Origin of the sequence: Veillonella sp. CHU740 (genome assembly GCF_003992055.1) — a bacterium.
In the GTDB taxonomy this organism is placed as follows: Bacteria; Bacillota; Negativicutes; order Veillonellales; family Veillonellaceae; genus F0422.
The window spans coordinates 162,201-185,252 of record NZ_RQVD01000003.1; the positions used below are offsets into that span (position 1 = coordinate 162,201).

At 38.0% G+C, this 23,052-nt stretch carries 22 protein-coding genes and 1 riboswitch; all 22 genes read left to right on the forward strand.

What is annotated here, in order from left to right; translation table 11 throughout:
- The first annotated feature begins 7 nt into the window (after nt 1-7).
- The 22 genes from coaD (at nt 8) to EO115_RS03150 (ending at nt 22,806) form a co-directional block, all read left to right on the forward strand.
- Complete coding sequence (coaD, locus tag EO115_RS03045) at nt 8-487, forward strand: pantetheine-phosphate adenylyltransferase (protein WP_126937512.1); 480 nt, start codon at nt 8-10, stop codon at nt 485-487.
- A 20-nt stretch (nt 488-507) separates the two neighbouring features.
- A complete protein-coding gene (locus EO115_RS03050; protein ID WP_126937513.1) occupies nt 508-948 on the forward strand; it encodes an ATPase in 441 nt (146 codons plus the stop codon).
- Nucleotides 949-1,120: 172 nt separating this feature from the next.
- Nucleotides 1,121-1,567, forward strand: coding sequence for a GNAT family N-acetyltransferase (locus tag EO115_RS03055; protein WP_126937514.1), 447 nt, complete (start codon nt 1,121-1,123; stop codon nt 1,565-1,567).
- A 242-nt stretch (nt 1,568-1,809) separates the two neighbouring features.
- Nucleotides 1,810-2,991: a bifunctional phosphopantothenoylcysteine decarboxylase/phosphopantothenate--cysteine ligase CoaBC gene (gene coaBC / locus EO115_RS03060; RefSeq protein ID WP_126937515.1), complete on the forward strand. Its 1,182-nt coding sequence runs from the start codon at nt 1,810-1,812 to the stop codon at nt 2,989-2,991.
- Between the two features lie 56 nt (nt 2,992-3,047).
- A riboswitch (SAM riboswitch) is annotated at nt 3,048-3,150 on the forward strand.
- Nucleotides 3,151-3,199: 49 nt separating this feature from the next.
- Nucleotides 3,200-4,390, forward strand: a complete 1,191-nt coding sequence (metK, locus tag EO115_RS03065; protein ID WP_126937516.1) for a methionine adenosyltransferase — start codon at nt 3,200-3,202, stop codon at nt 4,388-4,390.
- A gap of 224 nt (nt 4,391-4,614) precedes the next feature.
- Nucleotides 4,615-6,795 carry a primosomal protein N' gene (gene priA / locus EO115_RS03070; protein WP_126937517.1) on the forward strand — a complete coding sequence of 727 codons (2,181 nt, stop codon included), beginning with the start codon at nt 4,615-4,617 and terminating at the stop codon, nt 6,793-6,795.
- 8 nt (nt 6,796-6,803) lie between these two features.
- Nucleotides 6,804-7,277, forward strand: coding sequence for a peptide deformylase (def, locus tag EO115_RS03075; protein WP_126937518.1), 474 nt, complete (start codon nt 6,804-6,806; stop codon nt 7,275-7,277).
- 2 nt (nt 7,278-7,279) lie between these two features.
- Nucleotides 7,280-8,257 carry a methionyl-tRNA formyltransferase gene (fmt, locus tag EO115_RS03080; protein ID WP_126937519.1) on the forward strand — a complete coding sequence of 326 codons (978 nt, stop codon included), beginning with the start codon at nt 7,280-7,282 and terminating at the stop codon, nt 8,255-8,257.
- Nucleotides 8,250-9,017, forward strand: a complete 768-nt coding sequence (locus tag EO115_RS03085) for a DUF116 domain-containing protein (RefSeq protein WP_126937552.1) — start codon at nt 8,250-8,252, stop codon at nt 9,015-9,017. The genes fmt and EO115_RS03085 overlap by 8 nt, the downstream gene beginning before the upstream one ends.
- On the forward strand, nt 8,989-10,347 hold the full coding sequence (rsmB, locus tag EO115_RS03090) for a 16S rRNA (cytosine(967)-C(5))-methyltransferase RsmB (RefSeq protein WP_126937520.1): 1,359 nt from the start codon (nt 8,989-8,991) through the stop codon (nt 10,345-10,347). The genes EO115_RS03085 and rsmB overlap by 29 nt, the downstream gene beginning before the upstream one ends.
- Nucleotides 10,344-11,390, forward strand: coding sequence for a 23S rRNA (adenine(2503)-C(2))-methyltransferase RlmN (rlmN, locus tag EO115_RS03095; RefSeq protein WP_126937521.1), 1,047 nt, complete (start codon nt 10,344-10,346; stop codon nt 11,388-11,390). Before rsmB ends, rlmN begins: the two co-directional genes overlap by 4 nt.
- On the forward strand, nt 11,390-12,088 hold the full coding sequence (locus EO115_RS03100; protein WP_126937522.1) for a Stp1/IreP family PP2C-type Ser/Thr phosphatase: 699 nt from the start codon (nt 11,390-11,392) through the stop codon (nt 12,086-12,088). Before rlmN ends, EO115_RS03100 begins: the two co-directional genes overlap by 1 nt.
- 11 nt (nt 12,089-12,099) lie before the next feature.
- On the forward strand, nt 12,100-14,001 hold the full coding sequence (gene pknB, locus EO115_RS03105) for a Stk1 family PASTA domain-containing Ser/Thr kinase (protein WP_126937523.1): 1,902 nt from the start codon (nt 12,100-12,102) through the stop codon (nt 13,999-14,001).
- Nucleotides 14,002-14,009: 8 nt separating this feature from the next.
- The gene (rsgA, locus tag EO115_RS03110; RefSeq protein ID WP_126937524.1) at nt 14,010-14,870 is read left to right on the forward strand and encodes a ribosome small subunit-dependent GTPase A; all 861 of its coding nucleotides are present in this window, start codon (nt 14,010-14,012) and stop codon (nt 14,868-14,870) included.
- Between the two features lies 1 nt (nt 14,871).
- Nucleotides 14,872-15,519 carry a ribulose-phosphate 3-epimerase gene (gene rpe, locus EO115_RS03115; RefSeq protein ID WP_126937525.1) on the forward strand — a complete coding sequence of 216 codons (648 nt, stop codon included), beginning with the start codon at nt 14,872-14,874 and terminating at the stop codon, nt 15,517-15,519.
- Nucleotides 15,520-15,523: 4 nt separating this feature from the next.
- Nucleotides 15,524-15,886 carry a holo-ACP synthase gene (gene acpS / locus EO115_RS03120; RefSeq protein ID WP_164724040.1) on the forward strand — a complete coding sequence of 121 codons (363 nt, stop codon included), beginning with the start codon at nt 15,524-15,526 and terminating at the stop codon, nt 15,884-15,886.
- A gap of 11 nt (nt 15,887-15,897) precedes the next feature.
- On the forward strand, nt 15,898-17,496 hold the full coding sequence (locus EO115_RS03125; protein WP_126937527.1) for an NAD(P)H-hydrate dehydratase: 1,599 nt from the start codon (nt 15,898-15,900) through the stop codon (nt 17,494-17,496).
- A gap of 248 nt (nt 17,497-17,744) precedes the next feature.
- A complete protein-coding gene (locus EO115_RS03130; RefSeq protein ID WP_240628925.1) occupies nt 17,745-18,521 on the forward strand; it encodes a ComEC/Rec2 family competence protein in 777 nt (258 codons plus the stop codon).
- Between the two features lie 100 nt (nt 18,522-18,621).
- The gene (locus EO115_RS03135) at nt 18,622-19,863 is read left to right on the forward strand and encodes an N-acetylmuramoyl-L-alanine amidase (RefSeq protein WP_126937529.1); all 1,242 of its coding nucleotides are present in this window, start codon (nt 18,622-18,624) and stop codon (nt 19,861-19,863) included.
- A 4-nt stretch (nt 19,864-19,867) separates the two neighbouring features.
- The gene (locus EO115_RS03140; protein WP_127010051.1) at nt 19,868-20,422 is read left to right on the forward strand and encodes a GerMN domain-containing protein; all 555 of its coding nucleotides are present in this window, start codon (nt 19,868-19,870) and stop codon (nt 20,420-20,422) included.
- 113 nt (nt 20,423-20,535) lie between these two features.
- Nucleotides 20,536-22,077 carry a glycine betaine ABC transporter substrate-binding protein gene (locus tag EO115_RS03145; protein WP_126937531.1) on the forward strand — a complete coding sequence of 514 codons (1,542 nt, stop codon included), beginning with the start codon at nt 20,536-20,538 and terminating at the stop codon, nt 22,075-22,077.
- Nucleotides 22,078-22,806 carry an ABC transporter ATP-binding protein gene (locus tag EO115_RS03150; RefSeq protein WP_126937532.1) on the forward strand — a complete coding sequence of 243 codons (729 nt, stop codon included), beginning with the start codon at nt 22,078-22,080 and terminating at the stop codon, nt 22,804-22,806.
- The last annotated feature ends 246 nt before the right edge of the window (nt 22,807-23,052 follow it).

Consider the following 23,052-nt stretch of genomic DNA (forward strand, 5'->3'; position numbering starts at 1 on the left):
GTATACTATGAGAATCGGCGTGTGTCCTGGTAGCTTTGATCCAGTTACGAATGGACATGTAGATATTTTTGAGAGGGCTAGTAAATTAGTAGATAAGCTCGTTGTGCTCATCGCAGAAAACCCAAATAAAAACTACTTGTTCACATTAGAAGAAAGAGCGAATTTAATTCGACAGTCAGTGGCTCATATTCCTAATATAGAAGTTGATTTCGGTGAAGGATTATTGAATGACTATGTCAAATCCCGCGACGGTCATATTATTATTCGGGGGTTACGAGCCTTGAGTGATTTTGAATATGAATTCCAGAGAGCCTTGTTTTCTAAATTTTTAGATGATGATATTGAAACTGTATTTATTATGACGAATAATAAATATTCCTTTGTGAGTTCTACAGGGATTCGTGAACTTGCTAAATTTGGTGGAAAATTAGAAGGATTAGTACCACCAGCAGTGAAAGAAGCGTTAGAAAGTAAATTTAATATATAAAATTAAACTAGGAGGATATCATGAAAACAGAAAAGTTATTAGAAGAATTGGAAAATTTGATTGAAACTAGCAGTCATATGCCTTTAACAAATAAGAAAATGATAGAAGAAGAGGATATCATGCGTCTCGTAGACGCATTGACAGAATCCCTTCCGCTAGAATTAGAAGAGTCTCGTCGCATTGTTGCTGAACGCGATCGTATTATTGCAGAAGGGCAACAACAAGCAGAAGCATTAGTAGCACAAGCAAAAGAATATATTCAAAAATTGACAGAAGAAAGTGAATTGGTTAAACAAGCACAAGAACATGCCAATCATATTATTGCAGAAGCAAATAAATCCTCTGAAGAATTGAAAAATAGTTCTATACAATATGCTAGTGACGTTTTCAAGTATGTAGAATCTAATTTAGAAAAAACACTAGAATCTTTAAAAGAAAATCGTCAAACTTTACAAAAATAATATGTGACTTATGTAAAACACTTCTTACTACTTTTATAAGAAGTGTTTTCTTTTTTATCTTATGGAATGTTTTCAAAAATTAAAAATAAATTAGAAAAATAAAAGGACTTTTATAGTGCGTGTCGAATACTATCAGTATCAGTTTCATGTAATACTATGAGGAGGAATACCTATGAACTTTGAAATTCGTAATGGTCATGATTATATTGATGAAGTAAAAGATTTGTTTGTAGAATACGTTAGATCCCTTGGTGTATCCGCAAGTTTACGAGAGTTTCATGGACTGGAAGATAAGTATAAGGGTGAAGGGGAAGCCTTATATATTGCTTTTATCGATAATAAGCCTGCAGGCTGTGTCGCTTTGCGCAATGTGGATAACAATACAGCGGCTATGAAACGTTTGTATGTAAGACCAGCCTTTCGTCATAGTTCATTAGGTAGTAATATGGCTAAATTAGTAGTGGAAGACGCTCGTGAATTTGGATATAAGACACTGTTACTAGATAGCTTACCAAGTATGGAAAATGCAAAAGAACTATATACTAATTTGGGATTTAAAAAATTAGATGATACGAAACGTCCTGTAAAAACAGTGGTCCATTTATCGTTGCCTCTGTAATAGGTAGTAGGCGCTTATATATACATTAGTAAGAATTATGATTAAAGAGCTGCAATAGTAATATTTCTATTGCAGCTTTCATATGTGACAGGCTAGGTTAAAGCAGTATTACATGCAGGAAGAGTGTTGGCTTTTATGAAAAAATAGGTGTAATCCGTAGATATATAATGTATAATGGGTATGGTAAAAGAAGCAATGATGATTGCATCATTTTAGTGTTGGCATAGAAAAAGGTGAAGGCATTGAAAGATAAGCATATAGTAGTAGGTGTAACTGCTGGGATTGCAGCCTACAAAGCAGTAGACTTAGTGAGCCGTCTACGTAAAGCAGGGGCCGATGTTAAAGTAGTAATGACTAAGAATGCAACAAAGTTTGTAAGTCCTCTTGTATTTGGTGAAATAAGCAAGCATCCTGTAGCTGTAGATATGTTTGAAGAGGTTCATGATTGGAATGTTGAGCACATCGCTTATGCAACTTGGGCAGATGCTTATATTGTGGCACCAGCGACGGCTAATATCATCGGAAAGATGGCAAATGGCATTGCTGATGACATGTTATCAACACAACTATTGGCTACTACGGCACCTATCTTTGTATGTCCTGCAATGAATAGCAATATGTATGCGCATCCAGCAGTACAAGAAAATTTGGATACCTTACGAAGTAGAGGCGTCATGATTATGGAACCAGATAGTGGTTTACTGGCCTGTGGAGTAGAAGGAAAAGGAAGGTTGCCTAATCCAGAGAATATTGTGAAATGGGTAGACTTTCATTTGGGTAAAACAGATATACTGAATGGTAAAACCGTTTTGGTGAGTGCGGGAGGTACACAAGAGCCGATTGATCCAGTTCGGTTTATCACAAATCGTTCGAGTGGAAAAATGGGATATGCTATTGCACTCAAGGCTGCACAAGCAGGTGCCAATACAATTCTAGTATCTGCGCCTACGGAATTAGATGTGCCTTATGGAGTTACATTTGTACCAGTTCGCTCTGCTATGGAAATGAAAGCTGTCATCGATGGATACTATCATGATGTAGATGCTGTGATTATGGCAGCTGCAGTAGCTGATTATCGAGTGGCGGAAACAGCAGATAACAAGATTAAAAAACAAGATTCGATGGCATTGGAATTAGTAAAAAATCCAGATATCTTGGCTGGATTAGGGGCGTCTAAAGCGCATCAAAAGCTGATAGGATTTGCTGCAGAAACACAATATGTGATTGAATATGGTAAAGAAAAAGTTCGTAAAAAAAACTTGGATATGCTAGTAGCCAATGACGTAAGTAAAGCTAATGCTGGATTTGATGTAGATACAAATGAAGTTACATTTATTTATCCAGGAGATCAAATTGTATCTCTGCCAACGATGTCTAAAATTGATGTAGCAGAACGCATCATTCAAGCCTTGGCAGACCTATAAATGTGTGTTATAATAGTATATAGTGATTTTAAACTAAGTATTATATGTATGATACAGTCTCATCAAGAGTAGTGGAGGGAAAGGCCCTTTGAAGCTACAGCAACCATTCCTTAGGGGAGAAGGTGCTAAATCCAACGATCTTTGATCGGAAGATGGGGATATGATTCCTCATCTTGGGATGAGGAATTTTTTTATTGGAGGTTTATTCATGGCAGAAAAACATGTATTTTTCACTTCTGAATCTGTAACAGAAGGTCATCCAGACAAAATTGCTGACCAAATTTCAGATGCTGTATTGGATGCTATTTTAGAAAAAGATCCAACAGCACACGTTGCCTGTGAAACTTTAGTAACAACAGGTCAAGTTCATGTAGTAGGTGAAATTACTACAAAAACGTATGTAGATATTCCTCATATTGTTCGTGATACAATTCGTGAAATTGGCTATACTCGTGCAAAATATGGGTTTGATGCTGATACTTGTGGTGTAAACGTAGCGATTGACGAACAATCTGCAGATATTGCGATGGGCGTTGATGAAGCATTGGAATCCCGTGAAGGCGGTAGTGATGCATTCGATAAAATTGGTGCAGGCGACCAAGGTATGATGTTTGGTTTCGCATCCAATGAAACTGAAGAGTTAATGCCTATGCCTATTAGCTTGGCTCATCGCTTATCTCGTCAATTAACAAAAGTTCGTAAAGATAACACTTTGGATTATCTTCGTCCAGACGGCAAAACACAAGTGACTGTGGAATATGTAGATGGAAAACCAAAACGCATTGAAACAATCGTTATTTCCACGCAACATGGTCCAGAAGTAACATTGGAACAAATTCAAGCAGATATTAAAAAATATGTTATCGATCCAGTGCTTCCAGAAGGTTTCATTGATGAAAATACAAAATACTTCATCAACCCAACTGGTCGTTTCGTAATCGGTGGCCCACAAGGCGATGCTGGTTTAACTGGTCGTAAAATTATTGTAGATACTTACGGTGGTATGGCTCGTCATGGCGGTGGAGCATTCTCCGGTAAAGATCCTACAAAAGTTGACCGCTCTGCAGCGTATGCAGCTCGTTATGTAGCTAAAAATATCGTAGCAGCTGGTCTTGCTGACAAATGTGAAGTACAAGTTGCGTATGCGATTGGTGTAGCAAAACCTGTTTCTATCATGGTAGAAACATTTGGTACTGCAAAAATTGAAGAGGAAAAAATCTCTGCATTAGTAAGCAAACATTTTGATCTTCGTCCAGCAGGTATCATTGAAATGCTAGACTTGTTGAAACCACATTACAAAAAAACGGCTGCTTATGGACATTTCGGTCGTACAGATGTAGATCTTCCATGGGAGCGTACTGACAAAGCTGCAGTTCTTCGTCAAGAAGCAGGTCTGTAATATATAAGTGGTTACATCTATTGTTATAGAAATATAATCGATGGATAATATATAGTAAATGACTACAGGGTAGGGAATGGAAATTCCCTACCCTGTTTTGTGTATGCTCATACAAATAAGAGTCATATTTCTGATTGTTAAAAAGCATAGTAAGAACGTTTCTTATAGTAGGAATGAATGCTATAATCGTGGTATAATGAAGAGTGTTTAGTCAGGAGGTTATTATGCAATTAGGTGAAATTATTATTAATCGTCCTGCGAAACAATTGAATAAACCTTTAACATATGAAATCCCTGAATCTTTTGGCAAGATTCCTGTAGGAACACGTGTTGCCGTACCATTAGGAGCCTCTAGAGAAGAAGGAATTTTAGTAGGGTATAGTGAAATGAAAGAGATGCCATTTGTAGTGAAGCCTATTCTATCTGTATTAGACCCTACACCTTGGTTTTCTTCTGAAATGCTATCAACAGCTCGGAAGTTAAGTGAATATTACTTGTGTACATTTGCAGAAGCACTGAGTTTATTTACAGTCGATAAAAGTAAGTTAAAATCCTATGATCGACCTAAGGTTGAATGGTTGGTACCTAGCTCATCTTTTCATATCGGTCTATTTGAGCCTAGAAAGCAGAAACAACGTTTGTTGGCCCAGTATTTGATAGATCATGGTCCCACATCGGTCACTACATTGCGTTCGTTAGGGTTTAGTGCACCAGTCATAAAGCAGGTGAAAGAATGCTCTCATATAAATTTGGAGCTTCGGTATGAGATGACGAAGACTCGTTATGAAGACAAGGAATATACAGAGCCAATTCCTTTAAGTGAAGCTCAGGAACAAGTCTATACACCAATCCATCAATGTATTCAAGATGCACGAAGTGAGACTTTTTTGCTTCATGGTGTTACAGGCAGTGGTAAAACACAAATTTACTTAAAAGCCGTGCAAGAAACGATTCAGCAGGATAAAATTGCTATCGTCTTAGTGCCTGAAATTGCTTTGACTACGCAGATTGTAAAACGATTTGTAGAGCGATTTGGACAGGAAGTCGTAGTGTTTCATAGCCAATTGACAAAAAGTGAACGATATAATAATTGGGAACGACTGCGTCGAAAGGATAGTCATATTATTATTGGTGCTCGTTCTGCTGTGTTCGCGCCAACGGAAGATATTGGCTTGATTGTAGTAGATGAAGAACATGATCCATCTTATAAGCAGCAAGATATGACGAGATATGATGCTCGGATGGTGGCACGCTGGCGTAGTGAGGCGAATCATTGTCCCTTACTATTTGGTTCAGCCACGCCGTCGGTACAAGCCTATTACAAGGCACAACAACAAGAGTATACACTTCTTTCTTTACCACATCGTATTTTTCATCAGCCTATGCCGAAGGTACAGGTTATAGATATGAAAGAAGAAATGTTCTATGGTAACTATTCGGTGTTTTCCGCATCTCTTACTCAGCTGATTCAAGAGACCTTAGAGAAGCGAGAACAAATGATTTTGTTGTTAAATCGTCGTGGTCATAGCACGTTTGTGATGTGTCGTGAATGTGGTAAAACAATACAGTGCCCACATTGTGACATATCTATGGTATATCATCAGGCACACCAAGACTTGCAATGTCATTATTGTGATCATCATGAAACGGTTCCACATATATGTCCTCATTGTGGCAGTCAGAAAATTAAATTTTTTGGAACTGGAACACAAAAGGTTGAAGAAGAGTTACAAAAATGCTTTCCACAAGCAAGAATCGCTAGACTTGATCAAGATACAACCTCTACAAAGGGAGCATCAGAGCGTATTCTTGGAGATTTTGGAAAGGGTGCCTATGACATTTTATTAGGTACACAGATGGTAGCAAAGGGACATGATTTTTTAAATGTTACCGCAGTGGGTGTCATCACGGCTGACTCAGTGTTACATATTCCCGTATATACTGCAGCAGAACGTACGTTTAATTTATTAACACAAGCGGCAGGGCGTGCAGGACGCGGCAAGAAATCAGGTCATGTAGTTATACAAACTTACAACCCTGATCATTATGCTATTATTCACAGTACGAATCATGACTATGAAAGCTTTTTCAAAGAAGAAATGATAGGACGGGAAGCATTACAATATCCGCCTATCGGTGAAATGATTCAAATTACCTTGCTAGATACGACACTTTCAAAAGTAAAAGAAAGAGCTACTGAATTAGCTAATACGTTACGTAAGGCTAGTCATGGACAAGGTATTGATATATTAGGGCCTTATGAAAATGGTGCTACTAAGATACGAGATATGTATCGACTTTGTATTATGATACGAGGCATTAATTTGCAGCAGATTAAATCATATATGTATCATTCAGATATATTTACAATGCCCCACATGTATATTGATGTGGATCCAGTATAGGAGGAACTATGGCAGTATTAGAAATTATGACTACAGGACACCCTGTATTAAAACAAATCGCGGAACCAGTAGAGTTCGTTAATAAAAAAATTCGTCAATTATTAGATGATATGGCGGAAACTATGTATAAAACTGATGGCGTAGGATTAGCAGCACCACAAGTTAATGTATCTAAGCGTATTATAGTATTAGATGATGGCAATGGGCTTATTGAAGTTGTCAATCCAGAAATCGTCAAAAAAGAGGGTGCCCAAATTGGCCTAGAAGGCTGTTTAAGTGTACCGGAATTGTTCGGCGAAGTGGAACGCTATGAAAAAGTAGAAGTGCATGGGTTAAATCGCAATAACAAAAAAATTAAGATTAAGGCAGAAGGCTTTTTGGCTCGTATCTTCCAACATGAAATTGATCATTTAAACGGGATTTTATTTGTAGAAAAATTAGTGAATCCTAATGAGATTATGATTCATAAAAAAGGGCAATAATCATGAATCCACTTCGTATTGTATTTATGGGAACACCAGATATAGCTGTTCCTACACTAGCTTCTCTAATCCAAAGCAAACACCATGTAGTGGGCGTTTTTTGTCAACCGGATAAACCGAAAGGAAGGGGCAATAAATTGCAAATGCCACCTACAAAAGAGTTGGCATTACAGCATGATATACCAGTATATCAACCGCAGTCATTGCGCAATGAAGAAGCTGAAAGGTTGCTAGAAACATTGGCACCAGATATTGTAGTGGTTATTGCATATGGTAAAATCTTACCGCCTTGGTTAATTCATCAGCCACCATTAGGGTGTATCAACTTGCACGCCTCTTTATTGCCAAAATTTAGAGGGGCAGCACCTATCCAATATGCAATTCTTCATGAAGAAGCTGAAACTGGCATGACTATCATGCAGATGGATGAAGGGTTAGATACGGGAGATATCATCTGTATGGAACGAATCCCTGTTACGGAAGAAGATACTTCTGGTACAATATTCGAAGCTTTATCACACTTAGGAGCGGAGATGATTGTACCTGTCTTGGCGGGCTTACAAGATGGGTCGTTAGGTAGAACACCTCAGAATCATGCAGAGGCCATTGAAACAGGTAAAATAACAAAAGAAATGGGTCTATTGGACTTTACTGAACCAGCTCATGTGTTAGCGGCAAAGATTCGCGCATTTAATCCAAGTCCTGGATGTTTTACTTTTTTTGAAGGCAAACGTATTAAATTTTGGCATGCTAAAGTAGATCATGAATCCATGTATGCACCAGAAAATTTGAAAAACGCTTGTGGATATCCTAAGGAAGGTTCTGTTGTAGGCATCGATAAAGAATCATTTAGTATTTTTACACGCCAAGGTGTGTTGCGAGTGACAGAAGTACAGCCAGAGAATAAAAAGCGAATGAGTGCTGGTGATTTTGTTCGAGGGCATCAACTCCAATTAGGAGCTTATTTTGGAAATGAATAAATCCTATTATTTGTATTTACTACTGACAGCATTAACAGTAAGCCTACTCTCTATGGTTTGGGGCTGGATATTATGGATGATGCACCCTAGTTTTCTAGAATGGGGCATATTCGGTACTTGTATAGAAATATTCTTATTACTCCCACTGGGAATCGGATGGTTCATGTGGGCTTATATGGTACTAGTAGCACAGTATTCAATTCAGCATCCTATTTTGTTGCGTCTATCTAACCGTGGATTATATATGTTATTTCCTATTGTGACTACATTAGGTAAGATATGTGGATATACAAAAGATGAGGTTAGTCAATCTCTGATTGCATTCATTAACCATTTAGTAAATACTCAAGTATATCGGGTAGAGCCAGACACATTATTATTGCTGACACCTCACTGTATACAACTTTCAGAGTGTGTACATAAAGTGACGACGGATGTATATAATTGCAAACAATGTGGTCGATGTCAGGTGGGGAGCTTGTTAGAAATAGCCAACCAATATGGATGTCATTTCCTAGTTGTCACGGGAGGTACCTTAGCCCGATTAAAAATTAAAGAGATACGTCCAAGAGCCATTGTTGCAATTGCTTGTGAACGGGATTTGGTCAGTGGTATGGCAGATGTATTCCCAATTCCAGTAATTGGAGTACTGAATGAACGCCCTTGTGGACCTTGTTGTAATACGCGAGTAAATACAGAAGATGTTAGACTTGTCGTAGAAAGGTTATTGTATGGAAACGATACAGCGAAAAGAACATAAAAATATTCGACGCCTTGCTATGAAAGCATTAGTGGATATTAATCGAGATAAAAAATATGCCAATATTGTGTTACCTCATTATATAATGCAAGAAAAGTTAGAAGATTTAGATCGTAGGTTTTTTACAGAGCTTGTGTATGGTGTGGTGCGCCGACAAAATTATTTAGATGCCATCATAGAACATCTAACCAAGAAACCTGTTAAAAAGGTGTCACCCTTAGTATTAGAGATTTTGCGATTAGGCATATATCAATTAATTTATATGGATAAAGTACCTTCTAGTGCAGCTGTGAATGAAAGTGTAAAACTAGCAAAAAAAGTAGCTCCTGGTATGGATCGATTCATTAATGCCGTATTACGTAACGTAGATCGCAAACGAGAAGAGATTAGTATTGATAGTCTCGCAACCTCAGAGGCGGAAAGAATATCCTTTATTTATAATCAGCCATTATGGTTGGTTAACTTGTGGATACAACAAAGAGGTGTGGAAGAAACCAGCGATGTATGTGAATGGTTCAATGAAACTCCTTTACTGACGGCCAGGGTAAATACATTAAAAATTTCCAGAGAAGCTTTGTTAGAGGAGTTAACAGAAGCCGGATGGAATGTAGAGCCTAGCCATATGATTCCAGAGGCTATAATTGTGCACTCTCATAAAGGGCAGCTACAACAAGCTAAATGGGTACAACAAGGTGCATTGACCTTTATGGATGAGGCATCGATGGCCGTTGCCTATGCAATGGACCCTAAGGAAGGAATGCATATACTAGATATTTGTGCAGCACCAGGCGGGAAGACACTCCACATGTCTACACTAATGAAAAATACAGGCTCCATAGTAGCTACAGATATTCATGAGCATAAAGTGAACTTGCTAGAAGAGAATGCGAAACGTATGGGTGCAACTAATGTCACTGCACAACAAGGAGATGCTACGGCTTTTTATGAAGCATGGAAAGCACAATATGATGCTGTGTTAGTAGATGCACCTTGCTCAGGACTTGGAATATTACAGAAGAAGTTAGATATGCGATGGCGAAAAGATGCATCACAATTAACTTCTTTACCAGAATTGCAACTACAGATTCTAGAAAATGCTAGTTCCTATGTCAAATTAGGTGGCTACTTAGTCTATTCGACATGTACGATTAATGAACTAGAAAACGAACATGTTATACAAGCATTTTTAAATACACATACGAATTATACCTTAGAAGATGTAGCTCCATTGTTACCATTTAAAACAGAGGGTCCGATGGTTACTTTATTACCACATGTGTATGATATGGATGGGTTCTTTATAGCACGGTTACGTAAGGAGAAAGAATGATTGAATTAGTGGGCCTTTCATTGCCAGCTTTAAGTAAAGTCGTCATGGAAGGTGGATTTCCTAAGTTTAGAGCGAAACAAATCATGGACTATATATATCAACGGCATATATTTTCTATGGATGAGATGTTACAGCTACCACAAGGCATGCGTACTTGGTTACAAGCGCATTGTACAATAACAGTTCCTACTGTAGTTAAAGAAAGCACTAGCTCTGACGGAAATACCAAAAAACTATTGCTTAGGTTTTCTGATGGCAATCAGGTAGAAACGGTGTTAATGCGCCAACATTATGGCAATTCAGTTTGTTTATCATCGCAGGTGGGCTGTGCTATGGGGTGTATTTTCTGTGCATCTACTACGGAAGGTTTATTTCGCAATTTGACCGTAGCTGAAATTGTCGGACAGCTATTGCTGTTTGAGAGTATAATACAAGAAGAGGTACACTCGATTGTAGTTATGGGTTCAGGTGAGCCACTACAAAACTTTGAAAATACATTGGAAGCATTACGATTTATCCATGAAAAAGAAAGTTTTAATATTGGATATCGTCGTATGACAGTGTCTACCTGTGGGCTTGTACCTAAAATTTATGAATTTGCGGATCAAGGATTACCCATTACATTGGCTTTATCCTTACATGCTACTACAGATACTACGAGAAAAGCGATTATGCCAATTGGTGCTACCTATGCATTGCAGGATGTATTAGATGCGGTTAGTGAATATTATAAAAAAACAGAGCGCCGTGTCACATTTGAATATATACTAATTAAAGATGTGAATGCTTCTGAGAAAGAAGCTCATGAATTAGGCCAAATTGCTAAAAAGTTTCCTCATTGTAATGTAAACTTAATTCCTGTTAATGGAAATGAGCATATTAATTTATACAAACCAGCTATGAAAGCAATGCAAGATTTCAAACGAATTGTAGAGTCCTATGGTGTCTCTGTTACAATTCGTAAAGAAATGGGCGATGAAATACAAGCGGCATGTGGTCAATTAAAGATACAACATCAACAATCTTTGAAAGAAGGGATGTAATGATTAGTTTAGGGGTTAGTAAAACAGGGTTAGTTCGTCAACGAAATGAAGATAGATTCTATGCCAAAGGGCCACTTCTTATAGTGGCAGATGGCATGGGTGGCTATACCGGTGGTGAATATGCCAGCACGATGGTAGTAGATACTATCGTGGATGTCATTGAAAAGGCAGATATAATTACTGTAGACGTATTACGTGAGGCTATTTTAGAAGCGAATCGTATGGTCTTTGAAAAAAGCCAATCCTATAAGGAATTAGAAGGTATGGGAACTACTGCTGTAGTAGCCTATGTAAAGGAAGATACTTTATTATGGGCTCATGTAGGAGATAGTCGTCTATATATCTATGGTGATAGCCAGTTACGTAGAATGACAAATGACCATTCTATGGTACAAGAGTTGGTCAATGCAGGTACGATTACAGAAGCTGAAGTGATTCATCATCCAAAGCGGAACATGCTAACAAGAGCTATAGGTGTATATAATACAGTAGAAGTTGATACAGGAATGGTTGAAGTTCATGAAGGTGAACGAATCCTACTATGTAGTGATGGTTTATCTGGTTATATTGAAGAAAGTCGTATTGAAGAGATACTTTCAGAAGAATCATCTGAAAGTAGAGTTCTGGAAGATTTAGTGCAACTTGTATATGATGCAGGGGCACGTGATAATGTAACAATCATACTTGGACGAATATAAAGAGGTGACATATGGATAGACATACATTAGTAGGATTAGTCTTTGACCATCGTTATGAAGTAAGACAAAAAATTGGTGTCGGTGGTATGGCTGATGTATATCAGGGTAAAGATACATTGTTGGGAAGGCCTGTAGCTATTAAAATTTTGCATCAAAACTTTGGTAGTGACCAAGACTTTGTGGCCCGCTTTAAACGAGAAGCACAAGCGGCAGGTAAATTGAATCATCCCAATGTAGTGAGTATGTATGATGTAGGCTATGACCAAGGCTATCATTATATCATTATGGAATATGTGGCTGGTTGTACATTAAAAGAATATATTCAACATCATGCCCATGTTTCTGTACAAGAAGCTGTTAAAATTACGATTGCTATAGCAGAGGGGCTTGAACATGCGCACGCTATGGGCATCGTACACTGTGATGTGAAACCACATAATATTTTGATTACAGATACTGGTAGAATCAAAGTAACAGACTTTGGGATTGCTCGGGCTATTAATTCTGCGGCGACGATGATGTATACTAACTCTGTCATGGGATCGGCACATTATATTTCTCCTGAACAAGCCAGTGGTAAAAGCATCAATGTCAGTACAGATATATACTCTTTAGGCGTGGTATTATATGAATTGTTGACAGGAGAAGTTCCTTTCCGAGGTGAAACGCCTGTTAGTGTGGCCTTACAACATGTTAAGGATAGAGTGATTGCTCCAAGAATTAAAAATAACTTAATACCGCCACAACTAGAACAAGTCGTGTTAGTTGCTCTTGAGAAAGAGCCAGGCAAGCGATTTGGATCTATTTCTGAGATGATTCAGGCCTTACGTATGTCTTTAGGATATCGTGGAGGCACTTCTGCTAGGCCTATGCAGCATGATTTTGCTACGCAGGTCTTGCCACCAATGGATACCGAGGTATTAGAAGAAGAGGAAGAATCTCAAGATGGCATTTTTGCTAAATTGGGCAGCTTACCTCGTAAATATATTTTTGGGGGAGCCTTATTTGCATTCATACTAGCTTTTTTATGGGCATTTTTAAGCTTCGGTAATTTCTGGAGTAATTCTACTGTAGATGTACCAAATGTGGTTGGTAAACAGTTAAGTGTGGCTACACGTTTATTAGAAGAACGTCATTTACGAGTATCTAGTTCAGAAGTAACAAATTCAGATGTTCCAGCAGGACAAGTTATTTCTCAAAGTCCAGAACCTGGTGAATCTGTAAAAGAACAACGATTAGTTCACTTGGTAGTAAGTAAAGGAGCTGGAGATATTACAATTCCTGATTTACAAGGTATGAGCTTTGATCAGGCAAGAGAGAAATTAAAATCTTTAGGATTATCTATTGGTAAGGTTACTTATGTCAGTGATACGAGTAAAGATGATGGCGTAGTCATCAGTCAAGGATTACAAGCTGGTGGTAAAGCATCTAAAGGAGCTACCGTTGATATTACGGTAAATCAAACGAAGTCTTCGACCATAGAGATTCCTAATGTAGTGGGCATGACTATTAAGGAAGCTAAAGAGGCTCTAGGTAATTTAGGATTAAGCATCAGTAAAATTTCTGGCTCAAATGAAGATACAGCCATTGTTACAGATGTGAGTCCTGCGCCAGGATCATCTGTCAAACGAGATGAAAGTGTAAGCTTAGTAGGTGAGGCTAAAGCTGATAAAAAAGATTCGCAATCTAGCAAAAATAGCGGGCCTACAAAAGGTGAAATTGATGTGACAGTACCAAATGGAAAACCATCACAGCACATCAAAGTTGTTATCATAGATGATGAAGGAAGTCGTGTGGTCTATGACGGTACCAATGCCCCAGGTGATCGAATTGTAAAACGTGTTTCTGGTAGTGGAAATGTACGAGTACAGACATTCTTAAATGGCGCATTAGTACAGGAACAATCCTTATAGGAGAGAGCATGGAACAAGGTGTTGTAGTTAAGAATATGAATGGCTACTTTTACGTACAAATACAAAATGGTGAAGTGCGTGAATGTAAAGTGAGAGGCCGATTAAAAAAGGAGCGGTATTCCTTGCTAGTGGGGGATACGGTTACCATCACAGATGATGGTTGGATTGATGGTATAGCGGAACGTAGAAATTCTTTACGTAGACCGGCGATTGCTAATATTGATCAGGTAGTAGTTGTGGTGGCTGCTAGGGAACCTGATATACATCCATTACTGTTGGATCGTTTGTTAGTCATGATTCATCATAGTAATATTCCTCCTGTATTAGTTATTAATAAGTATGATTTGCACTCAGAAGAAACAGTACAGTTACAACGTATCTATGAGGATATTGGATATACCGTACTATGCACATCTACCTATACAGGAGAAGGCATTGAAGAGTTGCGTCGTGTATTGCATGGAAAGATCAGTGCTTTTGCTGGCCCATCGGGGGTTGGCAAAAGCAGCTTGCTCAATGCAGTAGACCCTAATTTTGCCTTCCAAACTGGAGCTGTAAGCGATAAAATTAAACGAGGTAGACATACTACTCGACATGCCTCACTGTATAGTTTGGATGAAAGCTCTTTTATCATGGATACCCCAGGTTTTTCTGCGATTGAACATACAGGAATGACGCTAGAAGAGTTAACGTATGCATTTCCTGAGTTTAGTCAGTATGATACAGGTTGTAAATTTAGCCCCTGTTCTCACAGTCATGAACCTATCTGCTCAGTAAAAGAAGCTATGGGAACTGGCAAAATTAGTCAACAAAGATATCAATCCTACTTGACTATAAAATCTGAAATTGAAGATCAAAGGAGAAGATAAAATGATTCAAATTGCCCCATCAATGTTGTCTGCAGACTTTTCAAACTTGCGAGAAGATATTCGCACGATTGAAGAAGGTGGTGCAGATTTACTTCATATCGATGTTATGGATGGTCATTTTGTACCAAACCTAACATTTGGTGCACCAATTGTAAAAGCATTACGCCCACATACTACATTGCCTTTTGATGTTCATTTAATGGTGACAAATCCCGCTGATTATGTAGAAGAGTATGCTAAGATAGGTGTAGAGTATTTTACGTTTCATTGGGAAGTTGTACCACATGCGCACCGATTGATTCAAGCTATTAAAAGCACAGGAATGAAAGCTGGTGTTTCCTTGAACCCATCTACACCAGTATCCTTATTAGAGGATATTGCTAGCGATTTAGATTTAATTTTAATTATGAGTGTGAATCCAGGATTTGGTGGACAATCTTTCATTTCCAATGCTGTAAAAAAAGTACAGCAAGCTCGTCAACTGTTGGATGCAGTAGGTAACACAACAGCCGTTGTGGAAGTAGATGGAGGCATTAATTTAGAAACGGCTCCACTTGTACGTAAAGCTGGGGCTACTATGTTAGTAGCGGGTTCAGCTGTATTTGGAGCCTCAGATCGAGCAGATATGATTCGCCAATTGCGAGGATGATATGATTCGAGTAGGTACAGATATAATAGAAATACATCGAATGGAACAAGCGATGCAAAAAGAATCCTTTTTGCATCGTGTTTTTACAGAGTACGAAAGAAACTATGCATGGGGAAGAAATAAACAAGCCGCCGCTTCATTTGCCGGTATCTTTGCAGCTAAAGAGGCATGCGTGAAAGCGTTAGGAACAGGGTTTCGCTATGGTTCATGGCAAGATATACAAGTCAGTCATGATGCGTGGGGAGCACCGCTTCTTACTTGTTCAGGATACTTTGGTGAGCAAATGAAAGCATTGGGATATGACACCATGCAAGTATCTATTAGTCATTGTCGTGAATATGCTACCAGTACTGTGATTGTATACTAGAGGAAATAGTTATGAGAGTATTAACCCCAAAGCAAGTGACAAAATTTGATCAATATATTCAGGCGCTAGGACTGCCTGTATCACATTTGATGGAACAAGCAGGTCGATCTGTTTTTGAAGTGGTACAACGACATATACGAGAAATAAAAGGCCCCAAAAATGCTGTCTTTTTATGTGGCATAGGAAATAATGGAGGAGATGCTCTTGTAGCAGCCAGACTGTTGGCGGAAGTTGCTATGGAACCACCTATTGTTGTTATACTAGGAGAACCCCAAAAGGGATCAACACTATTTAAACAGCAGTGGAAGATTATAAATACATTAGAAAATAGGATTGAAATAATTCTATTAGAAGAAATTATGGATACAGGAGAACAGCTACCTGAATTTGTATTAACTAATGCAGGTATCGTTGTAGATGGTGTGTTTGGAACTGGTTTTCAGGGTACATTACCGGAGTATGTTCAAACTATTTTCGAACAATGCAAATGGTGGGGGCTTGAAAGTTCGAATCGTAGATGTATATCCATTGATATACCAAGTGGTGTGAATGGATTAACTGGTGAAGTAGATGAGTATACGTTTCGAGCAGATGAAACAGTGACATTGTTAGCTCCTAAAGTAGGTATGTTGCTGTATCCAGGTCGTGAATATGTGGGACATATGACAATAGGAACAATTGGTTTTCCTATGGCCTATGATACACTGTCAAAAGCTATGAATAAGGAACCATATATCGATATATTTTGGAATACTAAAGATAGTTTATATATAACACCAAGATCTCCCATTGCTCATAAGGGAATCAATGGCCATGTCTATGTAGTAGGTGGCTCTCCTGGTATCTACGGTGCTCCTATATTAAGTGCTGAAGGAGCTTTACGGAGTGGGGCTGGAAAAGTCACCATACTATCAGGTACTAATGAATTAGAATCGTTACGAACAATGAGTCGTCCTGAAATGATGATAAATTCTATTGAGAATGTCGTCACCTTGGATGTCAATAGTTCAGTGGTAATTGGACCTGGTGGTGGTAGAACTGAAATGTATAGAAATCAGCTACTACAGAGATTTGAAGTGACTCATGATTCTCATATTGTCATTGATGCAGATGGACTGATTGCTATAGCTAGTGACTTAGAATTACTTAAGAAACAGGCTTCCATTCTAAGTAAAACAGGTCATTCTATTGTGCTTACTCCCCATAAAGGAGAGTTTTCTATACTTACTGGTAAATCAATAGAAGAAATAGATGCTGATCCGATTAGTATAGTTCATACATTTGCTGCTTCCTATGGCGTGTATGTAGTATTAAAAGGTCAACCTACATTGATAGGTACACCAACAGGTGTAGTTAGTCTTACTACTTCCGGTAATCCATATATGGGTACGGGAGGTATGGGTGATGTATTAGCAGGTGTGATTGGATCTATGTTGAATCAAACTGATGAGGTTCATAGAGCCATAAAACTTGCTGTATATGCTCATAGTGTAGCCGGTGATAGGACGTTAGCAGAAGTCGGTCCTGGATTTACCCCATCAGAAGTAGCTGTAAGAATGGGACAAGTGATTCGAGAGATTAGAGGATATTCGGAACAAAAATCTTTATAAAATCAAACGTAGTAGTAATATTCTACCTGTCCTAGTTTTATAGATGAAATATACTTGTTAAGTATGTAAGTTATTGAGTTGGAAAGAAACTATAGATGAAACGAAATATATATAAATATCTGCTTATATTGGGGACTCTATTCATCACCTTACTATCGATATTAGGATGTAGTTCAGATATATCGATGGCCAATGCCAGTTCAACCAAGGTTGAGTCCACACAAGGAACAAAAGAAGCATCCGGGACTATGAAAGTTCATGTCTTAGACATAGGGCAAGGTGATGCTATCTTAATTCAAGTTGGGGATTCATTTACGATGATTGATACAGGAGATATAGAACACCGCCCACAAGTCGTTGCTTTATTAAAAAAATATGGTGTAAAAGAGTTGGAAAATATAATCTTAACGCATCCCCATGCAGATCATATTGGAGGCTTTTATGCGATTGCTAAGGAATTCCCTATTAAACATGTCTATGATAATGGAATTGAAATCGATAGTGGAACCTACAGAACGTATTTAAAAATTATAGAAACTAAAAAAATTCATCGAGAAGTGTTACAAAAAGGTGATCGATTAGATCTTGGTAATGGCGCGTACTTTGACGTGTTTGCTCCATGGAAAGGAGAAGTTCTGGGAGATTCCAAAGGACATGTGCATCAAAATAATAACTCTATTGTAGGAAAACTAACATTTGGTAAATTTTCTATGCTTATGACGGGTGACGCTGAGAAAGAAGAAGAAGCGCGATTAATTAAAGAACAAAATACAAAAATGTCGAGTAAAGTACTGAAAGTAGGGCATCACGGAAGCAATGGATCTAGTGAAAAAGATTTTATTCGCTCAATACGTCCAGAAATAGCCGTTATTTCTGCTGGATTACATAATTCTTATGGACATCCGGGTGCAAAGGCTTTGGAACGACTTTCAAAAGAAAATGTAGAGATATATCGTACAGATACAATGGGAACGGTTACTATTAGAACAGATGGTAAAGACTATGATGTTCGTACAGAACGATAATCTTTCACAATATATTCATGAATCATTTCCTAAAGTATGGTATAATTAAGATACTGTCTAAAGGAAATTATCCAAAGCAACATAGATTGGAGTGATATATTTGCGTAAGTTATTTACCTTGTTAGGAATGTTAATGTTTGTCTTACCGATGGTCTTTGGGGGAACTCGTGCTGCTAATGTGACAGATTTTCATTGGGTGACTAGAAATGATGCACCTGTACCATTTGTTAGAATGGTATTTAGTTTATCTAGTCCAGTACATGCGAATGCTTCTATTAGTGCCAGCGGAACTTCTACGACATTAACGTTAAAGAATGCTGTTATTGCTGGAGCACCTACATCTGTCACAATGGATGATGGAATTGCTAAACAAGCAACTCTATCACAAAAAGGATCAGATACAGTAGTAACTATTGAAACACCAAAACCTATTGATGTAGCAGATTTAAAAGTGTTTACATTAAAAAAAGATACAGTCAATAATAAACCATATCGTATGGTAGTAGATATTCAACAAAAGGGTGTGGCTCCTAGAGAAAATTACTATGGTAAAAAACCGGTTGTAGTTGCACCAGTAGCAAAGCCTGCTTCAGAACCGAAGGAAAAGGCTACTACAGCTAAGGCTACACCTAAACCTGCTACAAAGCCAGAAACTGTGAAATCAAATGTGCCGGCAAAGGTAGCTCCTCCTGTAGTGAATTCTGCACCAGCGCAGCCGCAACCACAACCAGCTAAGCCAACAAGTGTTAACTATCGTACATCTGGTGGTATTAGTGGTAAAATTATTGTCCTTGACCCTGGTCATGGTGGTAGTGATCCCGGTGCTATCGGGCCTACAGGGCTGCAAGAAAAGCAGGTTACATTACCTATTTCAGAATATTTAAAATCGGTCTTAGAAGCAAAAGGTGCTAAAGTAGTGTTAACACGGACTACAGATGTGGACGTATATGGACCTCACGCTAGTGGTGTTGATGAGTTGCAAGCTCGTGTGGATGTAGCTAATGTGAACCAAGCAGATGCATTTATCAGTGTCCATATCAATTCATTCTCGAATCCTAATGTAGGTGGTATAGCTACGTATTATTTTGATGGATCTGAGCAATCAAAAAAACTAGCTTCATCTGTGCAACGACAAATAGCTGACCATAGTGGATTCAACGGAGATAGAGGTATTCAACCTGGAAATTTATATGTATTGCGCCATTCTTTGATGCCTTCTATTTTAGTAGAATTAGGATTCATTTCTAATCCTACTGAGGAAGCACATCTGAAAGAAGCGAGTACACGTCAACAGTTTGCTAATGAAATAGCAAATGGTTTGGAAGCATATTTTGGAGGTTAATGTCATGAAACAATCATTGCGTAATAGCTTAATTGCCATGATGAGCATATGTATAATCGCTTTAGCTGGGTGTAATTCTCAGGATGTTAAAGTAGACTTGGGAAAACAAACGCAACAAGCAGCGAGTCAAGGGCAAACAAACAATGCACAAGAAGCAATGACAAAAATAATGGTATATGTACCACGACAAGATGGAAAAGGTGTTATGCCACAGCCATTGACAATAGATGCAAATCGTAAAACTGTAAAAGATGCTATTAACTTGATGATTGAGCAAGATGGTCGTGCGGAGTATCCTGTGTTTGCAAAAGGAACAAAAGTAGTAGAAACGGCAAAACATGATGATACAGTGACGGTAGTATTGAATGATGACTTTTTACAAGATGCTACTGGTTTAACAGCCACATTGCGTATTGCCTCTATTGTAAATACAGCGGTGGAATTTGATGGTGTACATAAAGTCTATGTAAAGGTAAAAGGCGTAACCTTACCGACCTATGGGGATATTGACTTAACGCATCCATTAAAACAAATGAAAGACAAAATAGTAAAAGATTAAGTTGTACGTTGGGGGACTCTTATCGAAGAGCCTCCAACATTTTTATACGCTAAATTCATGGTAGTTTACTATGATATTATACCTGCAAAGATACTGTAGGAAAGGAGGACTTGATGATACAAAAAATAATGGAAGAGTTAGGAAGCAATTCATCATTTTATGTGCAGTTATTAATAGAACATATAGGAATAACATTTATATCCGTTATCATTGCTACTATTGTAGGCCTTGCAATTGGAATATGGATATCACAAAACGAGAAAATGGCAAATTCGGTGATATCTGTAGTGAATATTGCTTACACGATACCGTCTATAGCTCTGTTAGGATTTCTCATTTCTTTCACAGGGGTGGGGAATACAACGGCTATCATTGCACTGATTATATATGCCTTGTTACCCATTGTTCGTGGTACTTATGTAGGGATTACCACTATTGATTCAAAGATTATTGAGGCCAGTCGAGCTATGGGGAGTACCGATAGTCAAATTTTATGGAAGATACAGTTGCCATTAGCATTTCCTGTGATTCATTCATCGATTATGAATATGGTGACTATGACGATTGCATTAGCGGGTATTGCATCCTTTGTAGGCGCAGGTGGATTAGGTGTTGCCATCTATCGTGGCATTACGACGAATAATGAAGTATTGATTTGGATCGGTGGGATTTTGATTGCACTATTAGCACTAGTGATAGACCGCATTTTAGGTGTCATTGGCAAATTAGTGGAGCAACATAAGATCCATACAGTGGTCAACAAAAGAATGGGCTATACAGTGGGGTTTCTATTGATTGCTATGGGGACTGTTTTTGGACTGCAACAATATAGCAAACATGATACGATACATATTGCATCAAAACCCGTATCAGAAGGATACATCTTGGCGGAAATTGTGGGTACTCTCATTGAGGCAGATACGAATCTAAAAGTAGAGTATACCCATGGTGTAGGCGGTGGTACATCTAATATTCATCCGGGTATGGTTCGTGGTGATTTTGATATGTATCCAGAGTACACTGGCACATCTTGGCAAGTTGTTTTGAAACATCAGGACGAGTATAAGAATGATAAGTTTTCGATGTTAACAGCAGAATACAAGGATAAGTATCACTTTTTGTGGAAAGGCATGTTTGGATTTAATGATACCTATAGTATAGGCATTCGAGCGGACCTAGCAAAGGAATATGGTATTAAAACATTTACTGACTTATCGAAATATGCAGGACAGTTAATATTTGGTGCAGAATATGATTTCTTTGAACGAGAAGATGGTTATAAAGCGTTAGCTAAAGCTTATAATTATCACTTCAAAAAAGAAGTAGATATGGACAATGGATTAAAATATCAAGCCTTGTTTGATAAGAAAATTGATGCGATGACTGTGTTTACGACAGATGGTCAGCTGTCTGATCCACGGGTTGTAGTCTTAGAGGATGATCGAAACTTGTATCCAAGTTACATGGCAGGTATGGTCGTTCGTGAGGAAACGTTACAGAAACATCCTGAACTAGAAACTGTTTTACATCGTTTAGATGGTATCTTAGATGAAAGTACCATGGCACAGTTAAATAAAAAAGTAGAAATTGATAAGGAAGATCCGAAACAAGTGGCGAAGGAATTTTTGCAATCTAAAGGATTGGTGGCGAAATAGATGAATCAAATTATAGAATATAAAAATATTGGAAAATCTTATCAAGGTAAATGGGTGGTGAGAAATTTCAATCTAACAATCAATGAAGGTGACTTTCTTTGTATTGTAGGTACTTCAGGATCAGGTAAAACAACACTTTTAAAAATGATTAATGGATTAGTTGTTCCCGATGAAGGAGATATTACTATCAATGGAATACGGGTTATTGATCAGGATATTATCTCTTTACGGAGAAAGATTGGCTATGCTATTCAAGGGGATGGATTGTTCCCCCATATGACGGTAGCAGATAATATCGGGTATGTACCAAAACTCGATGGAACGCCGAAAAAAGAAGTGGATACCATTGTCAATCGAATGCTTTCATTAGTTGGACTTCCATTGGATAGTAAGGGAAAGTATCCCAAGGAACTATCGGGTGGACAACAACAACGAGTAGGTATCGCAAGAGCCTATGCAAACTCGCCAAAGATATTGCTCATGGACGAACCATTCGGAGCGGTGGACTCCATTACGAGGTACCAACTGCAAGAAGATTTGAAACAGATTCATAAACAAACGGATTGTACGATTGTGTTTATCACCCATGACATGCATGAAGCATTTAAGCTAGGGACTCATATCCTTGTTATGCACGAAGGAAAGATACAACAATACGGAACTACAGAAGAAGTTAAGAACTATCCTAGTAATGAGTATGTGAAACAATTGATTGAAATGACGCGGTAGTGTCATATAGTTAAGCACTATCCAATGATAGAGGGACCTGATAAGGGTCCCTTTGTTTTATATAGTATGATGAGTATACTAAGGAATAGAAGATATACTAGTCTTATTAGAGAGATTGTAAAGATAGTGATGGATATAGGCATGCATCGAATGAATGTAGGGAGTATTGGTTTAGAATTTTAGATAAATTTATCTTATATTTAGTTGCTAGTATGGTACAATAAGAACAACATGTATAGTGAAAGT